This is a genomic window from Parasediminibacterium schistidii, assembly GCF_046546515.1.
Taxonomy (GTDB): domain Bacteria; phylum Bacteroidota; class Bacteroidia; order Chitinophagales; family Chitinophagaceae; genus Parasediminibacterium.
The window spans coordinates 17,001-35,663 of sequence record NZ_JBKHKJ010000014.1 but is presented as its reverse complement, the minus strand read 5'-3'; the positions used below and the strand labels follow the sequence as shown (position 1 = coordinate 35,663).

The following is an 18,663-nucleotide window of genomic DNA, read 5'->3' as shown; positions in this document are numbered from 1 at the left end:
AGTTGGAAAATATTTTTGTTATCTTTAGTAAATGTACGGCAAATGAGTTTTACCTGTACCTAAAGTATGTTATGGAAAGCAAAAAAGAGACCAATTTTGTAGAACGCTATTTTTTTTTAGCCATCATTATCCTGTTTTCAGTGGCAATGTTGTGGAGTTTGCTCGATTTTTTTACTGCTTTCCTCGGCGCGGTTATGTTTTATGTGCTGAGCAAGCCACTAATTGATTTATTGTTGAGGCGATGGAAATGGAAAAAAAGCACAGTGGCCACCTTGGTTATTGTTATTTCATTTTTTATTATCCTACTCCCCATCGGTTTATTTGCAGCCATGCTGTATCAAAAAATTGCATTTGTAGCAAGAAACCCGGCAGAGCTTGTAAAGCCTATCCGCCACCTTGGCGATGTGATAGAACAGAAATACCATATAAACATTATCAGCAGTAGCATTGGCAGCATCCAAGATTTTGCCACTAACATGGTTTCGTCTATACTAAATAGCAGTTTCAATTTTTTTACCACCATCAGCATGATGTATTTCTTTTTGTACTTCATGATTGTTACGAACATACGCATGGAAGCAGCCCTAGTTTTGTTCCTTCCTTTTAAAAGAAGCCAGGTGATGCTTTTTGGGGATGAGCTAAAGGCACAAACCGTAAGCAATTCGGTGGGTGTACCCTTGATTGCAGTAGTCCATGGCCTACTGGCTTTTACTGCCTATTATATTGCCAATGCTGCCGACCCTGTTTTTTGGGCCATCATCACGGGCTTTGCTTCCATTATACCATTAATTGGCACCGCCTTGGTCTGGGTGCCTATGGCTGGCTATTTGCTGGCGCAAGGACATAATTGGCAATGCTTTTTTGTATTGGGCTGGGGGGCTATCGTAATAGGCAGCAGCGACAACCTGATACGGTTTTTGTTAGCCAAAAAAATGGCCAATATTCACCCCATTGTTACTGTGCTTGGTGTTATCATAGGCCTGCGTTACTTTGGCATACCCGGTTTGATATTTGGCCCGCTGATGATTTCGTACCTTCTGATTCTTATGCGGATATACTACATGGAGTATAAAAAACCAGTTGCCACTAAACAAATGGGAGCGTAGTGATGAATTATGAGTTATAAATTATGAATTATGGATGAAAAGGCATCTTATATAATTATATTATTTACATTCATAGTGAAACTCATAATTTATAACTCATAATTCATAATTAAAAGATGCTTGTTGACAAAACAACGCTACAAGATATTTCCATTTTTCATCCTAATGAAGAGCAATCTGTGTTCCATTATTTGAACCATGCAAAAACAAATGGCGGAAGGGAATATTTGAAATGGATTTTGGCAAACCCATTGTCGAGCATAGAAGCCATAAAAGATACACAGCATACCATCCAGCATTTGGTAAAAGTGTCGCACCAATTGCCGGAGACTATTACCAATGGCACTATCATGGTTATCGAAAGTTTTTTTGATACAATAGTAAATACATACCCTGCCCATCCCAATATATTCAATAGCCATTTTTACAGGTTATTTAGCGCCCCTGATTTTTCTGTTACACGATATACTGTGGAGCATTTTATCAGTTTTGTAAAAACACTGCGAAATATTGCCACTATACTGGAAACAGGGGCAAACAGCAAAGAGGTAAAAATGTGGTGCAGCAAAATAAACCTGCTGTTGCAGCGGCCTATGCTGCAAGCCATGCTGCAATGGACAAACGAGAAAAATATACCGCCTACAGCTGTGCTGGTATTTGGCAAGTACCTGCGGCTGCACTTCAAGCAGCAAGCATTTGAATTGGTTGATGTGTATAGTAGGCTGGATGCTTATACAAGCCTTGCGTATGACTGTAAAAAATATGATTTGGCTTTTCCAGTGATAGAGCCCTCTGACGAGCCATACATAAAAGCAAATGGCATGTACCATTTGTTGCTGGAAACACCTGTATCTTATGATTTGGTGCTGGACCAAAACACCAATTTTCTTTTTCTTACGGGGGCAAACATGGCCGGCAAAAGCACATTTATAAAAGCAGTGGGCATTGCTGTTTACCTGGCACATATTGGCATGGGGGTGCCTGCAAAAGATATGGAGCTGAGCTTGTTTGATGGGCTGCTGACGAATATACAGGTGGCAGACAACATTGTAAAAGGGGAAAGCTATTTTTTTAATGAAGTGCAACGCATAAAAAGGACAGTAGAGAAAATAAGCGACGGAAAAAAATGGTTGATACTGATAGACGAATTATTTAAAGGCACAAACGTGCAGGATGCCATGAAATGCAGCATAGAAGTAATAGAAGGGCTGCACAAAATGCCCAACGGGCTTTTTATACTATCTACCCATTTGTACGAAATTGCGGATTCGCTGCGGCAGCACCCCAATATCAGTTTCAGGTATTTTGAAACAGGTGTTGCACAAGGCCAACTTGTTTTTAGTTACCAGTTGCAGGAAGGGGTAAGCAACGATCGGCTTGGCTATTTAATTTTAAAGCGGGAAGGAGTTGTGGATATGCTAAAAAAATTATAAGTGAGAAGGGATGTGCATTTTGATGCTTTACGGACTTTGTTTTTGACTAAAAAAAGTCATTTAAAAATCCCTTGTTTTTCCTATTTTCTTTAGATTTTTTTTATTTTTTATGTCCTTCTATTATTATTTCGTTAATTAATTGCTTTTTATTTTACAAAAGCAGCATCGCAACAGAATTTTTGTCTAATTTAGTGGGATAAAAATTATCCCAAATGGTAGAACAAGCAATTATACATGGCTGCTTGCGGAAAGACCCCCTTGCACAAAGGGAATTATACAATCAATATAGCCCCAAGATGCTGGGTGTTTGCTACCGTTTTGCCTATTGCAGGGAAGATGCGGAAGACATGCTGCAGGAAGGCTTTATAAAGGTGTTTTCACAGATACATACTTTTGCAGGAAAGGGTGCATTTGAGGGGTGGATAAGAAGGATAATAGTTCATACTTGCATTAATTTTTTGAAAAAGACAAAAAAGTTTAATGAAAGCGTGGGGTTGGAACAGGCTGAAAATTTTCAAGCAAGAGAAGAATCAATAGCCTCTATCATGCAGGGGCGGCAGGTTGCAGAATGTATCAGGAACTTGCCAATTGGGTATAAGACAGTACTGAATTTATATGCAATAGAAGGATATAGCCACCGTGAAATTGGTGAAATGTTGGAGATAGGCGAAAGCACTAGCCGAAGTCAGTACACAAGGGCTAAGGTAATGCTGGAGAACATGCTAGTCCGTAAACAAATTATAGATAACCCAAAGCCAGAAGTAAACTGGTTTGCTACTGTGCAAAAATAGAAGGAGTCGTCTTGAAATGAGAGATCAAACAAACTTTGATGATTTTGAACAATTTTTACAGGATGAAGCGGGCAATATTAAAATGTTTCCTTCAGACCATGTTTGGAACAATATTGCCAAAAAAGTACAACCAAAAAAGTCTTGGCCTGCACTTACCATCATAGCTTTTGTTATTGTACTTTCCATTAGTGTTGCAACTTTTTTTAACTATCCTCCGGACAATATACTTACCAAAATAAAATTTAACGATACTAATCATTCATTTCTGAAAGTTAAGCAGGATGTATTGTTGAATAACCTGCAATCGAAAGACGGGGTAGCAGCTATTTCAAACGATAACAAACTCAAGGATGCCGCAGAAAAGCCTAATTATATATTAAAAAATAAAGCAAATAAAGGCGGTTTAACAAGTAATTTTATATTGAGCAACGAGTTGCCAATTGAGAATTATGAGACAGCAACTGCTACGGGCTCTAAGATTAACCTTAAAGAAGCCAAGGGGGGTATAGCAGTGTCAAGTTACAATCATTTAATTGGGATTAATCAATTGAATGACGAAAAAAATGAGTCAACACAAACAAAAGGATTGATATATTCAGATATAGACCTTCCAAAATATGCCAATATCAACATACCTATTATTGATAAGCAATTAAGCGCACAACTAGCTGTTCAGCCAAGTAAAACAACTACAAAAAAGCAAATAGCTTCGGATAATAAGCCTAGCTTTGCCCTGTTAAGCAGCAAGGACAGGGATGCCGCCACTAGGAAAGAAAAAGCAGTTTTGCCTAATAGGTTAGATTATGAAATATATACCACCCCTTCTATAAGCTACAGGAGATTGGAAGACGATCAGGTTAGCAATCAATTAGCTTCTACACCCACAGCTGCTGCCAATACCATAAACAAAGAGGTAAGGCACAGGGCTGCCTTAGGAACTGAACTAGGCTTGGGCATACGTTATAAACTTGCCAGTAACCTCACTTTCAAAACAGGCTTGCAGTTTAATATCAGGCAGTATTATATAGACGCATACCGCACCGCAGGGCTTGCTACCATAAAAATTGTACAAAACAATAAGCTAGATTCTGTAAATGTTGTTACAGGTTATAGCAATGATGGCGGGGGGCTTGCGACAGCTAAGCTAGACAACAAGTTGTATCAACTTTCTATTCCTGTTGGGGTGGAGTGGAACTTATATAACAAAAAACGTTTTGGGATAAACCTAAGTGCTTCTATACAGCCTACATTATCACTTAACAGAAATGTTTATATTATCTCTACCGATTACAAATACTATGCAAATGGTGAGTCGTTCTTCCGTCATTGGAATATAAATAGCAGCTTGGAAGCTAATGTAAGTTACAAGCTAAAAAAATCTACCCTATACGTTGGCCCACAAATGCGCTACCAGCATCTGCCTACTTATACAGACAAATACCCTATCAAGGAATACCGCATGGACTACGGTATTAAGGTTGGTATAATACGACCAATTAAATAGGTAATCTATGTTTTTTGCCACAAAGGTGCAAAAGCACGAATTAGCACAAAGAAAACAAGCTTAGAAGAGTTTAAAAAACATAATTTTCTTCTTTTTCTTATTCCTTAAAACTTTGTGCTTCTCTATATCTTAGGTCTTAGTGACAAATTAACCAAACTTCCTCCTGAATAGCATCGAATATCCTTTATATCTTAATAATTTCTGCCTCTTGCCAAAACTTCCTCTGCATTATTGTGCTTGTTTAAATAATTTTGCAAAATGAAGCAAATACTATTTCTCGTTTCCTTAATATCTTTCTTGGTGCTATTAAATATGTTGCCGAGTTGCAAATCGAAAAAAAACAATGCAGCGGTTATTGCCAAGCCTACCGTGATAGACACATCTACCTTTTATGATATTAAAAGTTTTTTTCTAAGCGAAATAAAAGAGGTTTCCTCTACGCCTTATTATATGTATAGTATTATTAAACGAGACGACAAAAGGACAGACTCATTTGCTGTAACTAAAGCTAAGTTTGCCCAACTTGCAAATGAGTTTGTAGAAAAGGATATTACTACAAAAGAATTGAAACCTTATTACAAGCAAAACATTTTTAGGGACCTCTCTACCAACAGCATCACTTTCAACTATACCACCCCAAACAAGCAGCTAGAGGTTCAAAATATAGATATACTGATAGATGAAGAAACCAGCAAGGTGAAATATATATTTATCAGGACATCAAAAGGGAATGATGATTCAACCATCATTTCACAATTTAACTGGAAACCTGGCAAAAGTTTCTCTATCAACAAGTCAATTGTAAAAAGTAATGGCATACAATATGGCATACAGCAAATAGTAAACTGGAACGATAACTTGCAGGAGCAGGAGTAAGCAATTTTTTTGCATTACAAAACTAGACCTCACCCCAACCCCTCTCCAAAGAAGAGGGGCAAGAGCAAATAAAAAGAATGACACAGGAGCAATTTCAAAATATTACCCATACCATACCACATCAGCCCGGTATTTATAAATATTATAATGAAGACAGCGAGCTGCTTTATGTAGGCAAGGCCAAAGATTTGCGGAAAAGGGTAAGCTCTTATTTTTCTAAAACCTTTACCAGCTATAAAACGCATGAGCTAGTACAGCGCATCCACCATTTGGCTTTTACGATAGTTGACAGCGAGCAGGATGCCTTTTTATTAGAGAACGCATTAATAAAAGAATACCAGCCTAAGTTCAATATCAACTTAAAAGACGATAAAACTTACCCTTACATCGTTATTAAAAAAGAACCGTTCCCACGGATATTTTTAACTAGGAGGAAGTTCAACGATGGTTCCGAATACCTAGGTCCTTTTACTTCATCGGGCAAAGTAAGGGAACTTATTAGCTTCATCAAGCAATACATCCCTTTGCGTACGTGCAAGCTGCCATTAACAGAGGCAAACATTAATAAAGGCAAGTTTAAAGTATGCTTGGAATACCATCTAGGCAATTGCAAAGGCCCATGCGAGGGCTTGCAAACCTTGCAGGACTACAACGAAGGCATACAGCAAATGCGGGATATGCTGAAGGGCAATTTAAGCAGTGTGGTAAACCGCTACAAGGTGCAAATGCTGGATTTTGCCACTAACATGCAATTTGAGAAGGCAGAAATGGTGCGGAAAAAACTGGAACATTTAGAAACATACCAAGAAAAAAGCGTGGTGGTAAGCAAGCATCTTACCAACTTGGACGTATTTTCTATTTTAAAGGATGAAAACATAGCGTATGTAAACTACCTGATGGTGCAGGGCGGCACTATTGTGCAAACACATACCGTGCAGCTAGAACCAAAGCTGGATGAGCCAGAAGAAGAGGTATTGGCATTTGCAATAGCCAATTTAAGGGAAACTTTCAACAGCATGAGCCTTGAGGTAATTGTGCCTTTTCCCGTGGAGTTGCCAGATGCAAGCCTCGTGGTTACCATACCAAAAGCAGGCGATAAAAAGAAACTGCTGGATTTATCTTTGAAAAATGTAAACTATTACAAAGAAGAAATACGGAAAAAGAAGATATTGCACTTAGAAGGAAAGTCGGATTGGGAAAAGAAAAATGTACTGTACGAATTGCAAGGATACCTTCAAATGGAAGTTGCACCAGTGCATATAGAATGTTTCGATAACTCTAATTTCCAAGGCAGCTTCCCAGTAAGTGCGATGGTTTGTTTTAAAGACGGTATGCCCAGTAATAAGGACTATCGCCACTACAACGTAAAAACAGTTGCAGGCATCAATGATTTTGCTACCATGAAGGAAGTGGTTTTCAGGCGGTACAGGCGGCTGACAGAAGAAGGGCAAAGCCTTCCTCAACTTGTGATTATAGATGGTGGCAAGGGGCAGCTAAGCAGTGCCATGGAAGCCATAAAAGAGTTAAATCTATTGGGGCAAATGGTAGTAGTGGGGCTGGCAAAAAACGAGGAAGAAATTTTCTTCCCGGGGGACAGCGAATCTAAAAAACTGCCGTGGGACAGCGATAGCCTAAAATTAATCAGGCGCATAAGGGATGAAGTGCACCGTTTTGGCATTACCTTCCACCGAAACCAGCGGAGCAAAGGCACATTTAAAAATGAATTGGAAACCATTAAAGGCATAGGGAAAGAAACAGCTAGTGCTTTGCTTAAAATGTTCAAGTCAGTCAAAAATGTAAAGCTAAAAACCGAGAAAGAATTGGCCGATGTGGTTGGGCTGGCAAAAGCAAAATTGGTAGTGGCACATTTTAATGAAACGTAGGGGGTATTGCATACGCCGCATGAAGGATTCGGCTATAAAAAAATATTTAATTTCATGGAAGAATACATTAATATTGGTAAAATAGTAGCCACTTTTGGCTTAAATGGGGAATTGATTTTACAGCATAAACTTGCCAAAAAATTGACGTTTAAAAATGTTGATGCTGTTTTTATAGAAGAAGTAAAGGGCAGTTTTATACCTTATTTCCTGGTGGCATCCAAGGCAAAAACAGTTGACGAAACATATATAGAGCTAGAAGGCATTGGCACTAAGGAAAAAGCAAAAAAAATAATTGGCAAGCAAACTTATCTACTTGAAACCGATTTCAGGAGGCTTGCTGGCAAAGCAAGCCCAATAGCTATGATTGGCTATAAAGTTATGGAAGGAACTGAATTGCTGGGCAATATTGAAGAAATAATAGAGCAGCCACATCAAGTATTAATAAGGATAACCTACAAAGGCAACGAAGCCCTTATACCGCTTCATGCAGAAACATTGCAAAGCATAGACAGGAAAAAAGGCATTCTTTATGTAACCCTGCCCGATGGCCTGCTGGAGATATATGGGTAGGGTTTCCCAACTCATAGGCACATTGTAAAAAGAAAAAATCAAACCCTGCTAGTCCTCAAAATGTATCGAGAAGCTAATCATCCTCGATTGTATCTTGTCAAAAATAGCGGAGTACTTTAAATTGGGGTCACGTGCATGTATATTGGTTAGACCGTAACTAAACTTAAGCTCCGGCGAGATGGTTACAAATTTCAAAAAGAAGTTGCATCCTAACCCTGTTTCAAGCCCAAAGTCATTGCCACTTAGCTTTATTAAGTCTTCTGCATTCCTGGCAGCAGAGTTGCTGCTAAGGTCTTTGTCTAGCCTTATGCCACCCAAGGCATAAAAACGGAAATTGTCAATCCTGTCTGAATTGAATTTTATTTGGATAGGCATACTCAACAAAGTAGAAGGCAATGTTTTTTGTGTGTTCAAACTTTCGCTTCTGTCAGCCCTAAGGCGGTTAGGGTTTAATGTATAAGTAAAATATTTACCCCCCCCCAGCACCAGTTGTGGGTTTAAGCGGAATTGAAAATGGTCGTTCAGTTTCAATGTGCCTACAAAACCAAGCGTTATACCACCGCCAGAACCAGGCTGTGCAGACAATATGCTGTCCTGCTTTAAAAAATAGCTTGATTTGTTGGCATGTAGATAAGAAGAATTGTAGCCTAGCGTAATACCAAAATAATATGGCAAATCATCGTGTTCTGCACGGTTAATTTCTTTTTCTTGTGCCATTGCCGAAAAACTGGCTATACAAGCCGCCACAAAAGCCAATAACCTTATTTGTTTCCGCAATAAATGGTGCATATTCCTAAGCTAAGTTTTTTTAAATATGTGTTTTTAAATCCTGCCTGCCTCATAATGTCCAAAAATGTGCCACCTTCCGGGAATGCTTGCACGCTGTCGTTCAAATATTGGTACGCATCCTTGTTTTTGGCTACCATTTTGCCAAAAGCAGGTGCTATGATATTCATGTATATATTATAAAACCCTTTAAATAACCCGTTTTTGGGTTTTGAAAATTCCAGCACTACCAACTTGCCACCTGGTTTTAGCACCCGCCTCATATCTTCTAGCCCTTTTTGCAGGTTTTGGAAATTACGAACGCCAAATGCTACCGTGACGGCATCGAAGGTATCTGCATCAAAAGCAATATGCTCGCTATCGCCTGTGTAGAGCTCTATGGTATTTCCAAGACCCTTTGCTGTTATTTTCTTCCTGCCAAGGTTTAGCATGCCCTCGCTAATATCTATACCGATTATTTTTTGGGGATGCAATATGTCGTAAGTCATTAGGGCTACGTCTGCCGTGCCGGTAGCCACATCCAAAACCATTTGAGGTTGCAGGGCTGCCAACTGACTGATGGCTTTTTTGCGCCACCAAACATCAATTCCTGCACTTAAAAACCGGTTAAGGAAATCGTAGCGGAAAGCAATACTGTCAAACATATCAGCCACTTGCTCTTTTTTGCTAAGGCTGCTGTTTTTCAGTGGCACTATGGTGTCGTGTGCAAATTTCTCCATTGCTGCGAAGATATTAGTAATAAGTATTACGCTGTCCCAATGTTTAGCAAAAAAATAATTTTGAAATTTATCTTGCCACAAAAGCACGAACCTGCATTATTTATAAATAAAGAATATGCCACTAGTTGCAAAACCCTAAAACACAAAATGAGATGAGATAAATTAGGTTTGTGAATAATGCAGGTATAAAAAACTTATTCCCTACTAGCATTTATTTCCAAGTTTTCTCCCCAGCATTCATCTTTTTAAGGGCATCCTCATATACTTTAGTAAGGCCCTTTGTGCTTTTTGCAAAATTCAATGCTTCCGTTTCTTTAGTGATGGCTTCTTGTTTTCGGCCTAATTTATACAGCAGGTTTGCATAGGTGTCTATATATTGGGCCGTAAGATAAATATCCAAAGACCTTTTCGACCATCGCAAAGCATCTTCCAATGCTTTTGTGTCGGTTACTTTTTCAAAAAAGCCCCAAGCTGCTTCGTTCAAGGCATTGCTATTTTTATTCCTGAGCAAATGTTCATTATAATCCCTAAGTTCTGCAACTAGCGCAGTATCTTTCATCATGGCAAGGAAGGGTTTCTGTGTTGCCTCAAATTTTTGAAGGTTTATCTTATCTTGTTTTGCAATAGAGTCGGTCGAAATTGGCATTAAATACGTTTCACAATACATGGTTGCAGAGCTAATGTATTTTTCCATGTTGTTCGTGCCTTCGTAATAGTCCATGTAAAACTCCTCCTTTTGCTTAGACGCTTGTGTTTTAGGCAACTTGCCATTTTCGTCAATTACTTGTTGCAACAACTGTTCGTTTTTAGTCTTTACTGCCTCGCGAAATGAGTTATTTATTGCTGCAGAAACTATCCCATATCCAAGTACCAATCTGTTGTATCCAATTAAGGGGTTGGTTTGAAAGTTTTCATACGCCAATGAATTTATTTTTAAGTTATTGCGTTCTTTCTTATATATTTCACTAATTGCTTTAGAGGCTCGGCTATCAGCAGGCAATAAAGCCAAGTATTCATCAAAGAGTGCTGCATTCGATATTCCTAATTTCGAGCGTTCTTGGATATAAGCTAAAAGAAAGGTAGAATCTATTTTTTTCTGGGCATATTCTTTATCCCATACTTGTAAGGGTTTAGTTGTAGCAAGCTCTGCCTTTACATATTCCGTTAGTGCAATGAATTTTTCACTCGCCATACTGCCCATGCTTTTCATTATTAACGATTGATCAGCTTTCAGGAAAAGATAGGTAGGATAAGAATTTACTTCATATTGGCTTGCAATTTTCATGCCCTCACCTTTTTCAGCATCAACAGTATAGCAAATAAAATTGGCATTATATGCCTTTCCCACTTCTGCCATCGGGAATACATCCTTTGCCATCCGTTTGCAAGGCCCACACCAAGAAGTGTAAACATCTACAAAAATCGGCTTTTCGGTTTGCTTGGCTTTGGCTAGTACTTCTGCCCATGTGCCATGTTCAAATTCAATTCCCTGTGCATAGCTACAGAATGTAAGAAATAAAGAGAAAATAAATAGTAGGGTTGTTTTCATGTATTTTATTTTGGCAATACGTTTTATACTGCTTTTACAAATATATATAGGCATTTGTATTAGCATGGGTGCATAAAAGTTTTTCGCTTTTTTTATTAAAAAATCAACCTAGCCCAACCTCACCCCTACAGAAAGACCGAGACAAGTTACCTAAAGGAAAAGGTAACAGGAACAGGGAAAGGAGACAATATTTACATATTTTTAATAATATATTTTTTATCTTGCTTTTTATTAAAATAGTTTCAATTTTGCCTTTTTTGTGTTTTTTTTACTCTGTTTCTTTTTTCAAAAATCGTTACCTCACTTGTAAACCATTGATTATCAATAATAAAATTAAATTTTATTGAGTGTTTTGTGCGTGTTTTGTGCGTACTTTTTGAGTGATTTATGCGTTATTTATGAGAGATTTGTGAGAAAAAGTGAGTGATTTTATGCCCATAAAACAAAACCTATTTTGACACTACCACTATTTTAATATTAGTAAAAAAAGAACTACGATTTAGCTTGGGTTGGGTTGTCTCCATTTTTTAAGCTAACTGTTGCACGAAGATAAACTAAATATATTAGTATTTTGAAAAAGTTATTATTGACCTACTGGTAGATGAACCGACTAAATGTTATATGCTGCTAGTAAACCTGCCGCCTTTGGCTGGCACGGTGTTGCAGTAAATAATTAGGTTTCTTGTGTTCTATCTTAAACTTCTAAAACCCAACTTCCCGAAAGGTTAAACTTTCGGGAAGTTGGGTTTTATGACAACACTAAGGTTCATGTGGATTAGCTAGGATACGCAAATCGGGAGATTTGCAAACGCTATGACGTAGACAGGAGTCTACGCTAAGCTGAATTATTTGATGTAACTCATTGATATACAGTTGTTTTATTCATTATTAACGAAGGTTTTATCGTGATTTAATGGTGATTTAATGATGATTTATTGTGTATCAATGTGGATTTATCGTGTATCAATGATGATTTATGATGTATTAAAAGTGAGTCATTTTAGGTTGCCAAGTCCGTCTGTTGCTAAACTGCCGTAAATTAGTCTACAGTCGGCGGTAGTCCAAAAGTAAAATCCTATATGGTGGCATATTTCCCCCATGAGCATCCCAAAATTCCCCCATATAGGTTTGTGACATTAGTGACTGAGGGGACTTTGTCAAGCTGCAAGATGTGTAAACCTTTGAACGGTTTTTGTTCCACGAAGTGCCTGGTCAGGTTGTGGCCGCAGGTTTCGCCAAGTTGCCTTTGTCTGCTGTTTGGGGATTGTCCAACCAGTTTTATGTGTCCTATTTCCACCTGTCTTATATACTATAAATGTGTTTTGTTTGTCGCTGATTGTTACAAAAGTAGGGTGCGAAAATGGCCGATAACGAGTAAATTTACGCTACTCCCATCAAATATAAGCGTATTTAAGCTTTTTGTTTATCTGTTGCTTGCTGCCAACGCTTCACAGCGTTTCCCCCCGCTCGGCGTGGGATTGTGGACGTAACGACTTAGTAAAAATCTACGCCGAGCATCACTTTTTATTTTGGAACTCTATGTGGAGAGGGGGTTGTTTTCATGTATTTTATTTTGGCAATAAGTACAATAATGCTTTTACAAATATATACATCAGCACCTGATTTAACGGCCTGAATTGGTACATAAAAGTTTTTTGTACTTTTTATCCCAAGCCCTCTCCAACCTACCCTCCTTCATTAGTTATTACTAATGGCAGCTACAGGTATATCGGTATGGAAAACCAATTTTTTTGTGTAAGAACCTATAAAAAGCGTTTCGGCAAGGTCGTGCTTTTTAGGGATAATGATAATCAATCCAATCTTTTTTTCTATGGCGTACTCATTTACGGCCTCGGCAAAGTTTGCATTTTGCGCAAAATGGAAAAAAGGGTGGGCACCAGGCAGCCAGTCCTCAAAAGCCACGCTAGCAGGATGGCCTGCATCTAATACCTGTTGTTCGTTTTTGGCCACATGCAGTATAAATAACTGTGCATTGGTTGCATCCAACAGCTTTGTTATGGGTTCAAATGGCGTTGATAGTTCTACATCTATAAAATCTGATGCCAGCAATATCCTTATGATATGTGTATAGGTGGTTTGTGGCGGCACAATTATTACTGGCACCGTTGCATTCCTTGCCACGGTGGTGGCATTGCTGCCTATCAGCTTTTCTGCTACTATCCCGCCACCTGTAATGCCCATAACAATGGCATCGGCCCCCGTTTCCTTTACTACTTTGTTTATATTGCTGGTAAATGGCATATTTACCGCTAAAATATCTATTTCAATACCTTTTGGAATGAGGCTTTCAATGCTTTTCCTAAAAAGTTGCAATTGCTCCTCTGCAAATTGTTGTTCAGCGGCATAGTCTACAACTATGCCAGTAGGCAAAACATTATCTGACGAAATATCCAACTGGGTAGAATAAGTATGGTATAAAACTATTTTATTTGCGCCAGCCTGTTTTGCAAAGCCTAGTGCATACAAAACCGCATTTTTGGAGGTTTCAGAATAATCTGTGGGTACAAGTAATGTTTTCATCGTTTAATTTTATTTATTAAAGCGAAAATATCCTGCAGCGCCTCCGCGATAAATGATTAATATCATCTATTGCCATGATTTTTTACAAATAAAAAAATAGTTCAAAGGGCTTAATTTTATTTCTTTTCCATATCAAAACTTGCTTCATAAAATGTTGTGTCCTTGTCGCTAAATATAATTTTCCTATTGTCTTTCAAATGCTGCTCAAATTGCCCATTCACGGTAAATTTTGCTTCCGTGAATTTATATCCTGTAACCAAAGAAAAGGTGGCAACATACAAACTGTCTTTGGCGATGGGTTTTAACCCTATATCATAATCCCAGCTTAACGGCTTTTCACTGCCACGGATGCCCACAGTTTGAATATTTTTTATTCCTTCCAAGTTCAATTTCACAACGATTGTTTTCTTTCTTGACTTTTGCACGCAACTTGATAAACCAAGAATGGCTATTGCTATCATTAGCAACCTATTATTTTTCATTTGTGTGTTTTTTTTAAGATTAAATAGTCAAGCCCAAAACGCCCCGACCCAAGCGTTAGGCTATATAAGCTAACCCATAAAAAGCCAAGTGCAGGCAGGGTATTCCACATTCCTTGTTGGATTTGCTGCAAAAAAACAGCACCAAGCATTGTGGCAAAAATGAGCAAGGAAGCAATGCGGGTTTGAAAACCCACCAACAAAAAAATTCCCCCGACCGCTTCGCTGAAACCTGCCATCCAAGCAAAAAATACTGGGAAGTGGGCAAAAATTCCACCATAATGGGCCACATCCTCAGGAAACCAAAATACAATTTCAAACAACCCTAAATTTTTGTCTGCTGGCGACCATGGCATCCCAAATTTGTCTGCCCCAAAGCTAGAGGTAAGCAAATAGCCGCAAACGATGCGTGGAATTGTCAATAGAAAGTCTTGCCACCAAAATGGCAATAAAATTGGTTTTGTTATTTTTCTCATTTGTTACAATTATTTCTATTCTATCTGAAGCTTTTGGGAGTATTAAAATAATTTAACACAGGAATTTTATTAAAGTTGCCTTAAAAAAAAATATTTATATTATCTATTAGCCCCTAGCTATTTTGATTCTGCATTGATTTACACTTCCGTTGATAACGATATAGTATGAAGTGCTAACTTGTTTCCTTTTTTTACAAAATATTCCTTTTCTTTACACCCATAAAATTGATTACCAACTGCTTATTTCATATTAAAACACTAACTATTACATGAGAAAAAAATTAAGGCTAATTGTATACGCTTGTTCTTTATTGTTTGTTGCCCAAAGCCATGCACAAACAAATGATGACAGCCCCTTTAAAGCTTATGACAATATATCTATTGGCATTGGGGCTGGGATAGATTATGGCGGCCTTGGAGCAAATGTTTTGTATTACCCAAAAAAGAAACTAGGCTTTTTTGCAGGTGCAGGGTATGCCATAGCTGGGATGGGGGTAAACGCTGGGGTTAAATACAGGTTCTTAAATGAAACATCTTCTAGCAGGAATGTTTTTTACCTCATGGGCATGTATGGGTACAATGCTGCTATTAAGATTACTACTGTTGGAGGGCAAACAATTGAGAATTCGTTGTATTACGGGCCTTCATTTGGTGTTGGGATTGAGCGGAAAAGGCGTGCGTACAAAAAAGGATGTTGGTCTTTTGCATTGCTAGTCCCTATTCGCAGCCAAGCATTTTATGAAAAATATGATTATTACAAAAACCTCGGGACAAAATTCACCTATTTACCATTTAGTATTTCTGTTGGATACAGGTTCTATTTGGATTAAAATATTGTTTTTTATGATTAAAAACTATGTTTTTCGCATTTTTTGCCTAATTCTCCCTAACCCCTGTTCCCTAGAATGAGAACGGCTGCAACTTAGTAACTTACGCTATGCTAATTACTACTTATGAAAGACGAGTGATGATTTAAACGCCTCCCCTATTTTTTCAATTACATCTGTTGCGAGCAAGCTTTCCATGCTGTGTTGTTTCACAGCTATGTCTGCTGCCAGCCCATGCAGGTACACCCCAATAATGGCAGCATCCACAGGTTTGTACCCCTGTGCCAGCAAAGCCGTGAGCATCCCTGTAAGCATATCGCCAGAGCCGCCTTTTGCTAAGCCCGCATTGCCTGTATTGTTAAAATACTGGCTACCATTGGCAGCAACAAGGCTAAAATTGTTTTTTAATACTATTACCCAAGGGTATTGCTTAGATAATTGAATGGCCTTCCCTACCCTTTCATCATTGCTTTTGCTTTCGCCAAATAGCCTGTCAAATTCTTTTGGGTGCGGGGTAATGATGGAATTGGCAGGTATCCTCTCCCACCAATCTTTGTGCTGCGATAGGATGGTAATGGCATCAGCATCTATCACTATTGGCTTGGCATACCGCTGCAAAATAGTATAAAGTGCTTCGCTAGAAACATTATCAGTTCCAAAAGCTGGCCCAATGCCTATGCTGGCATATTTATCTAAATCTATTAACTTATTTCCCCTGAAATGAATCATGGCTTCTGGCAAAGCTATTTGCAGTATAGCCCTTTCTTCCTCTGGCACTACTGCCGTCAACAACCCCACCCCTGAACGCAGGCAAGCCCTTGCAGCAATAACGGCCGCTCCCATTTTGCCTCTGCTACCAGCCAACAATAAGGCATGGCCATAAGTGCCTTTGTGCGAATCGGATTTCCTAGGCTTTATCAATGCAGCAATTTCCTCTTTTGTTATCCAAGAGGCAGGGGGTATATTATCAATGTCCATTTGGGGGAAGTTTTAAGTTTTGCTACTGTTCACGTCATGATACTTAGCTACCCACAAGGTACACTAAGTTTTCTTGAAAAGTAAAAAATTAAGGGTTAGTGTTTTTAGCCCATATAACTAAAGGTGCAAGATGCGAAAAGCTTTTATAAATCTCATTACTACAAGTTTTCAAAAAAAATATGATACACTCCCAGAAACCTTCGCATTGTCAAAAATTTGGTGTAGTTATGTAGCCTAGAAAAAATTTCAATTACATCATGAAACAAGCATATAGTCATTATTTAAAATTAGTAAAAGGGGTTTTGTTTTCCTTGTTTTTTCTCCAATGCTTAGGACAGGCGGAGAAGATAGACACTGCTAAAATAACAGGCCACCCACGGTTATTGCTATTGGCAGGGCAGGAAGAGGGCATTAAAAAAAACATAGCTGCCAGCCCATATTGGGGGCATTTGCACAATACGATTATCAACGAATGTGATGTAATGCTGGCCTTGCCCCCTGTGCAAAGGGTGTTGATTGGCAGGCGGCTGCTGGATAAGTCGAGGGAAGCGTTCAGGCGGATATTTTTTCTTTCTTACGCATGGCGTATTACCCATGACAGGAAATATTTTAATAGGTGCGAGGCAGAAATGCTCGCCATGAGCAAATTCAGCGATTGGAATCCTTCGCATTTTTTAGACGTAGCCGAAATGACGATGGCTGTTTCCATCGGTTACGATTGGCTATATGCAGATCTTTCCCAAGCTTCTCGGGAAGCTATCAGCAAGGCAATTATTGCAAAAGGAATCGAGCCTTCCCTCGACACCAAATACAATGGCTGGATGCGCAATTACAACAACTGGAACCAAGTGTGCAATGCGGGTATCACTTTTGGGGCTTTGGCCGTGTATGAACAGCAGCCTACTTTGTCTGTACAGTTAATAGCACGGGCATTTAAAAGCATCCAAATACCCATGAAGGCCTACGTCCCCGATGGCACTTACCCCGAAGGCTACATGTATTGGGCTTATGGCACCAGCTTCAATGTGTTTTTTGTAGATGCTTTGCAAAACCTATTCGGTACCGATTATGGGTTGTCTGCAGCCCCGGGTTTTGGTAAAACGGCCTCTTTTTACGAAAATATGCTAGGCCCCACAAGGCTTAGCTTCAACTATTCCGATGCCTCCAATGGGGCTAATGGTCTAGAGCCAGCTATGTTTTGGTTTGCCAATCAATTTAAGGATCCCACCCTGCTATGGCAGGAGCGTGACAACTTAATGAAACTAAGCCCCAAGGATACCCGCAACCGTTTCTTGCCTGCTGCTATGCTTTGGGGCAAAGGAATAGACCCAGAAAAAATACTCCCACCCTCCAATAAAATATGGGATGGAAAGAGCGAAAATCCAGTGGCATTGATGCGCACTTCCTGGCAAAACCCTTCGGCTATATATGTGGGGCTAAAAGGTGGAAGCCCTTCGGCAAGCCACGGCCACATGGATGTTGGTTCTTTTGTAATGGATGCCGATGGCGTAAGGTGGTCGATGGATTTGGGTATGCAGGAATATGAATCGCTGGAATCTAAAGGGGTAAAACTGTGGGATATGGGGCAGGATGCAGAGCGTTGGCAGGTGTTCCGCTACAATAACTTAGCACATAGCACACTAGCCGTGAACAACGGTTTCCAGTTAGTAAAAGGCAATGCCAAATTTATATCCCATTCGTCAGACTCCATGTTTATGAGTGCTGCATTAGATATGTCGTCACTGTACAAAGGTTTGGCAAAAGCACAAAGGGGCATTGCCATTATAGACAAACAATATGTATCGGTAAGGGATGAACTGGAAACAGGCGATTCTGCCTGTACCATCAGGTGGGCAATGGTTACCTCTGCCACCGTAGGTCAAGCAAAGGGCAACCAAATACAATTGGAAAATAAGGGCAAAAAGCTTACCCTATTTGTTGATGGATTGAAAGAAGTGCGCTTGCGAACATGGCCTACCGACCCTCAGCATAGCTACGATGCTTTAAACCCCGGCACAACAATAGTAGGCTTTGAGATAACGCTGCCAGCCCATACAAAACAAGTATTTAATGTTTTGCTTGTGCCGGGGGAAGCTATGCCGACTATTAATAAAGCTGCTTTGAAGGGATTGAGCCAATGGTAAA

The 18,663-nt window shown here is 39.2% G+C and carries 16 protein-coding genes; 9 read left to right on the top strand and 7 right to left on the bottom strand.

Translation table 11 applies throughout. The features are described from left to right. The first annotated feature begins 71 nt into the window (after positions 1-71). The 7 genes from ACHFIY_RS09720 (at position 72) to ACHFIY_RS09690 (ending at position 8,163) form a co-directional block, all read left to right on the top strand. Positions 72-1,106, top strand: coding sequence for an AI-2E family transporter (locus tag ACHFIY_RS09720; protein WP_410845890.1), 1,035 nt, complete (start codon positions 72-74; stop codon positions 1,104-1,106). Between the two features lie 116 nt (positions 1,107-1,222). Then, the gene (locus ACHFIY_RS09715) at positions 1,223-2,539 is read left to right on the top strand and encodes a MutS-related protein (RefSeq protein ID WP_410845889.1); all 1,317 of its coding nucleotides are present in this window, start codon (positions 1,223-1,225) and stop codon (positions 2,537-2,539) included. A 212-nt stretch (positions 2,540-2,751) separates the two neighbouring features. Further along, positions 2,752-3,330, top strand: a complete 579-nt coding sequence (locus ACHFIY_RS09710; RefSeq protein WP_410845888.1) for an RNA polymerase sigma factor — start codon at positions 2,752-2,754, stop codon at positions 3,328-3,330. Positions 3,331-3,346: 16 nt separating this feature from the next. Beyond that, positions 3,347-4,834, top strand: a complete 1,488-nt coding sequence (locus ACHFIY_RS09705) for an outer membrane beta-barrel protein (protein WP_410845887.1) — start codon at positions 3,347-3,349, stop codon at positions 4,832-4,834. Positions 4,835-5,092: 258 nt separating this feature from the next. Then, entirely contained in the window at positions 5,093-5,710 is a 618-nt protein-coding gene (locus ACHFIY_RS09700; protein WP_410845886.1) for a hypothetical protein, read from the top strand. Between the two features lie 77 nt (positions 5,711-5,787). Next, a complete protein-coding gene (gene uvrC, locus ACHFIY_RS09695) occupies positions 5,788-7,593 on the top strand; it encodes an excinuclease ABC subunit UvrC (protein WP_410845885.1) in 1,806 nt (601 codons plus the stop codon). Between the two features lie 54 nt (positions 7,594-7,647). Beyond that, a complete protein-coding gene (locus tag ACHFIY_RS09690; RefSeq protein WP_410845884.1) occupies positions 7,648-8,163 on the top strand; it encodes a ribosome maturation factor RimM in 516 nt (171 codons plus the stop codon). Between the two features lie 48 nt (positions 8,164-8,211). Here ACHFIY_RS09690 and porT read toward each other — a convergent pair whose 3' ends face one another. The 6 genes from porT to ACHFIY_RS09660 all read right to left on the bottom strand — a co-directional run bounded on the left by porT (position 8,212) and on the right by ACHFIY_RS09660 (position 14,713). Beyond that, positions 8,212-8,952 carry a type IX secretion/gliding motility protein PorT/SprT gene (gene porT, locus ACHFIY_RS09685; protein ID WP_410845883.1) on the bottom strand — a complete coding sequence of 247 codons (741 nt, stop codon included), beginning with the start codon at positions 8,950-8,952 and terminating at the stop codon, positions 8,212-8,214. Then, on the bottom strand, positions 8,925-9,668 hold the full coding sequence (gene ubiE / locus ACHFIY_RS09680) for a bifunctional demethylmenaquinone methyltransferase/2-methoxy-6-polyprenyl-1,4-benzoquinol methylase UbiE (RefSeq protein ID WP_410845882.1): 744 nt from the start codon (positions 9,666-9,668) through the stop codon (positions 8,925-8,927). Before ubiE ends, porT begins: the two co-directional genes overlap by 28 nt. 211 nt (positions 9,669-9,879) lie before the next feature. Next, a complete protein-coding gene (locus ACHFIY_RS09675) occupies positions 9,880-11,217 on the bottom strand; it encodes a thioredoxin family protein (RefSeq protein ID WP_410845881.1) in 1,338 nt (445 codons plus the stop codon). Between the two features lie 1,698 nt (positions 11,218-12,915). Next, complete coding sequence (locus ACHFIY_RS09670) at positions 12,916-13,758, bottom strand: universal stress protein (protein ID WP_410845880.1); 843 nt, start codon at positions 13,756-13,758, stop codon at positions 12,916-12,918. 116 nt (positions 13,759-13,874) lie between these two features. Then, the gene (locus ACHFIY_RS09665; protein WP_410845879.1) at positions 13,875-14,240 is read right to left on the bottom strand and encodes a hypothetical protein; all 366 of its coding nucleotides are present in this window, start codon (positions 14,238-14,240) and stop codon (positions 13,875-13,877) included. Continuing rightward, the gene (locus ACHFIY_RS09660) at positions 14,237-14,713 is read right to left on the bottom strand and encodes a DoxX family protein (RefSeq protein WP_410845878.1); all 477 of its coding nucleotides are present in this window, start codon (positions 14,711-14,713) and stop codon (positions 14,237-14,239) included. Before ACHFIY_RS09660 ends, ACHFIY_RS09665 begins: the two co-directional genes overlap by 4 nt. Before the next feature lie 269 nt (positions 14,714-14,982). Between ACHFIY_RS09660 and ACHFIY_RS09655 the strand changes: the two genes are divergently transcribed. Then, positions 14,983-15,543, top strand: coding sequence for a hypothetical protein (locus ACHFIY_RS09655; RefSeq protein ID WP_410845877.1), 561 nt, complete (start codon positions 14,983-14,985; stop codon positions 15,541-15,543). Between the two features lie 117 nt (positions 15,544-15,660). Here ACHFIY_RS09655 and ACHFIY_RS09650 read toward each other — a convergent pair whose 3' ends face one another. Then, entirely contained in the window at positions 15,661-16,518 is an 858-nt protein-coding gene (locus ACHFIY_RS09650) for an NAD(P)H-hydrate dehydratase (RefSeq protein ID WP_410845876.1), read from the bottom strand. A gap of 257 nt (positions 16,519-16,775) precedes the next feature. On the opposite strand from ACHFIY_RS09650, the gene ACHFIY_RS09645 reads away from it, so the two are divergent. Continuing rightward, a complete protein-coding gene (locus ACHFIY_RS09645) occupies positions 16,776-18,662 on the top strand; it encodes a heparinase II/III domain-containing protein (RefSeq protein WP_410845875.1) in 1,887 nt (628 codons plus the stop codon). Position 18,663: the final 1 nt, after the last annotated feature.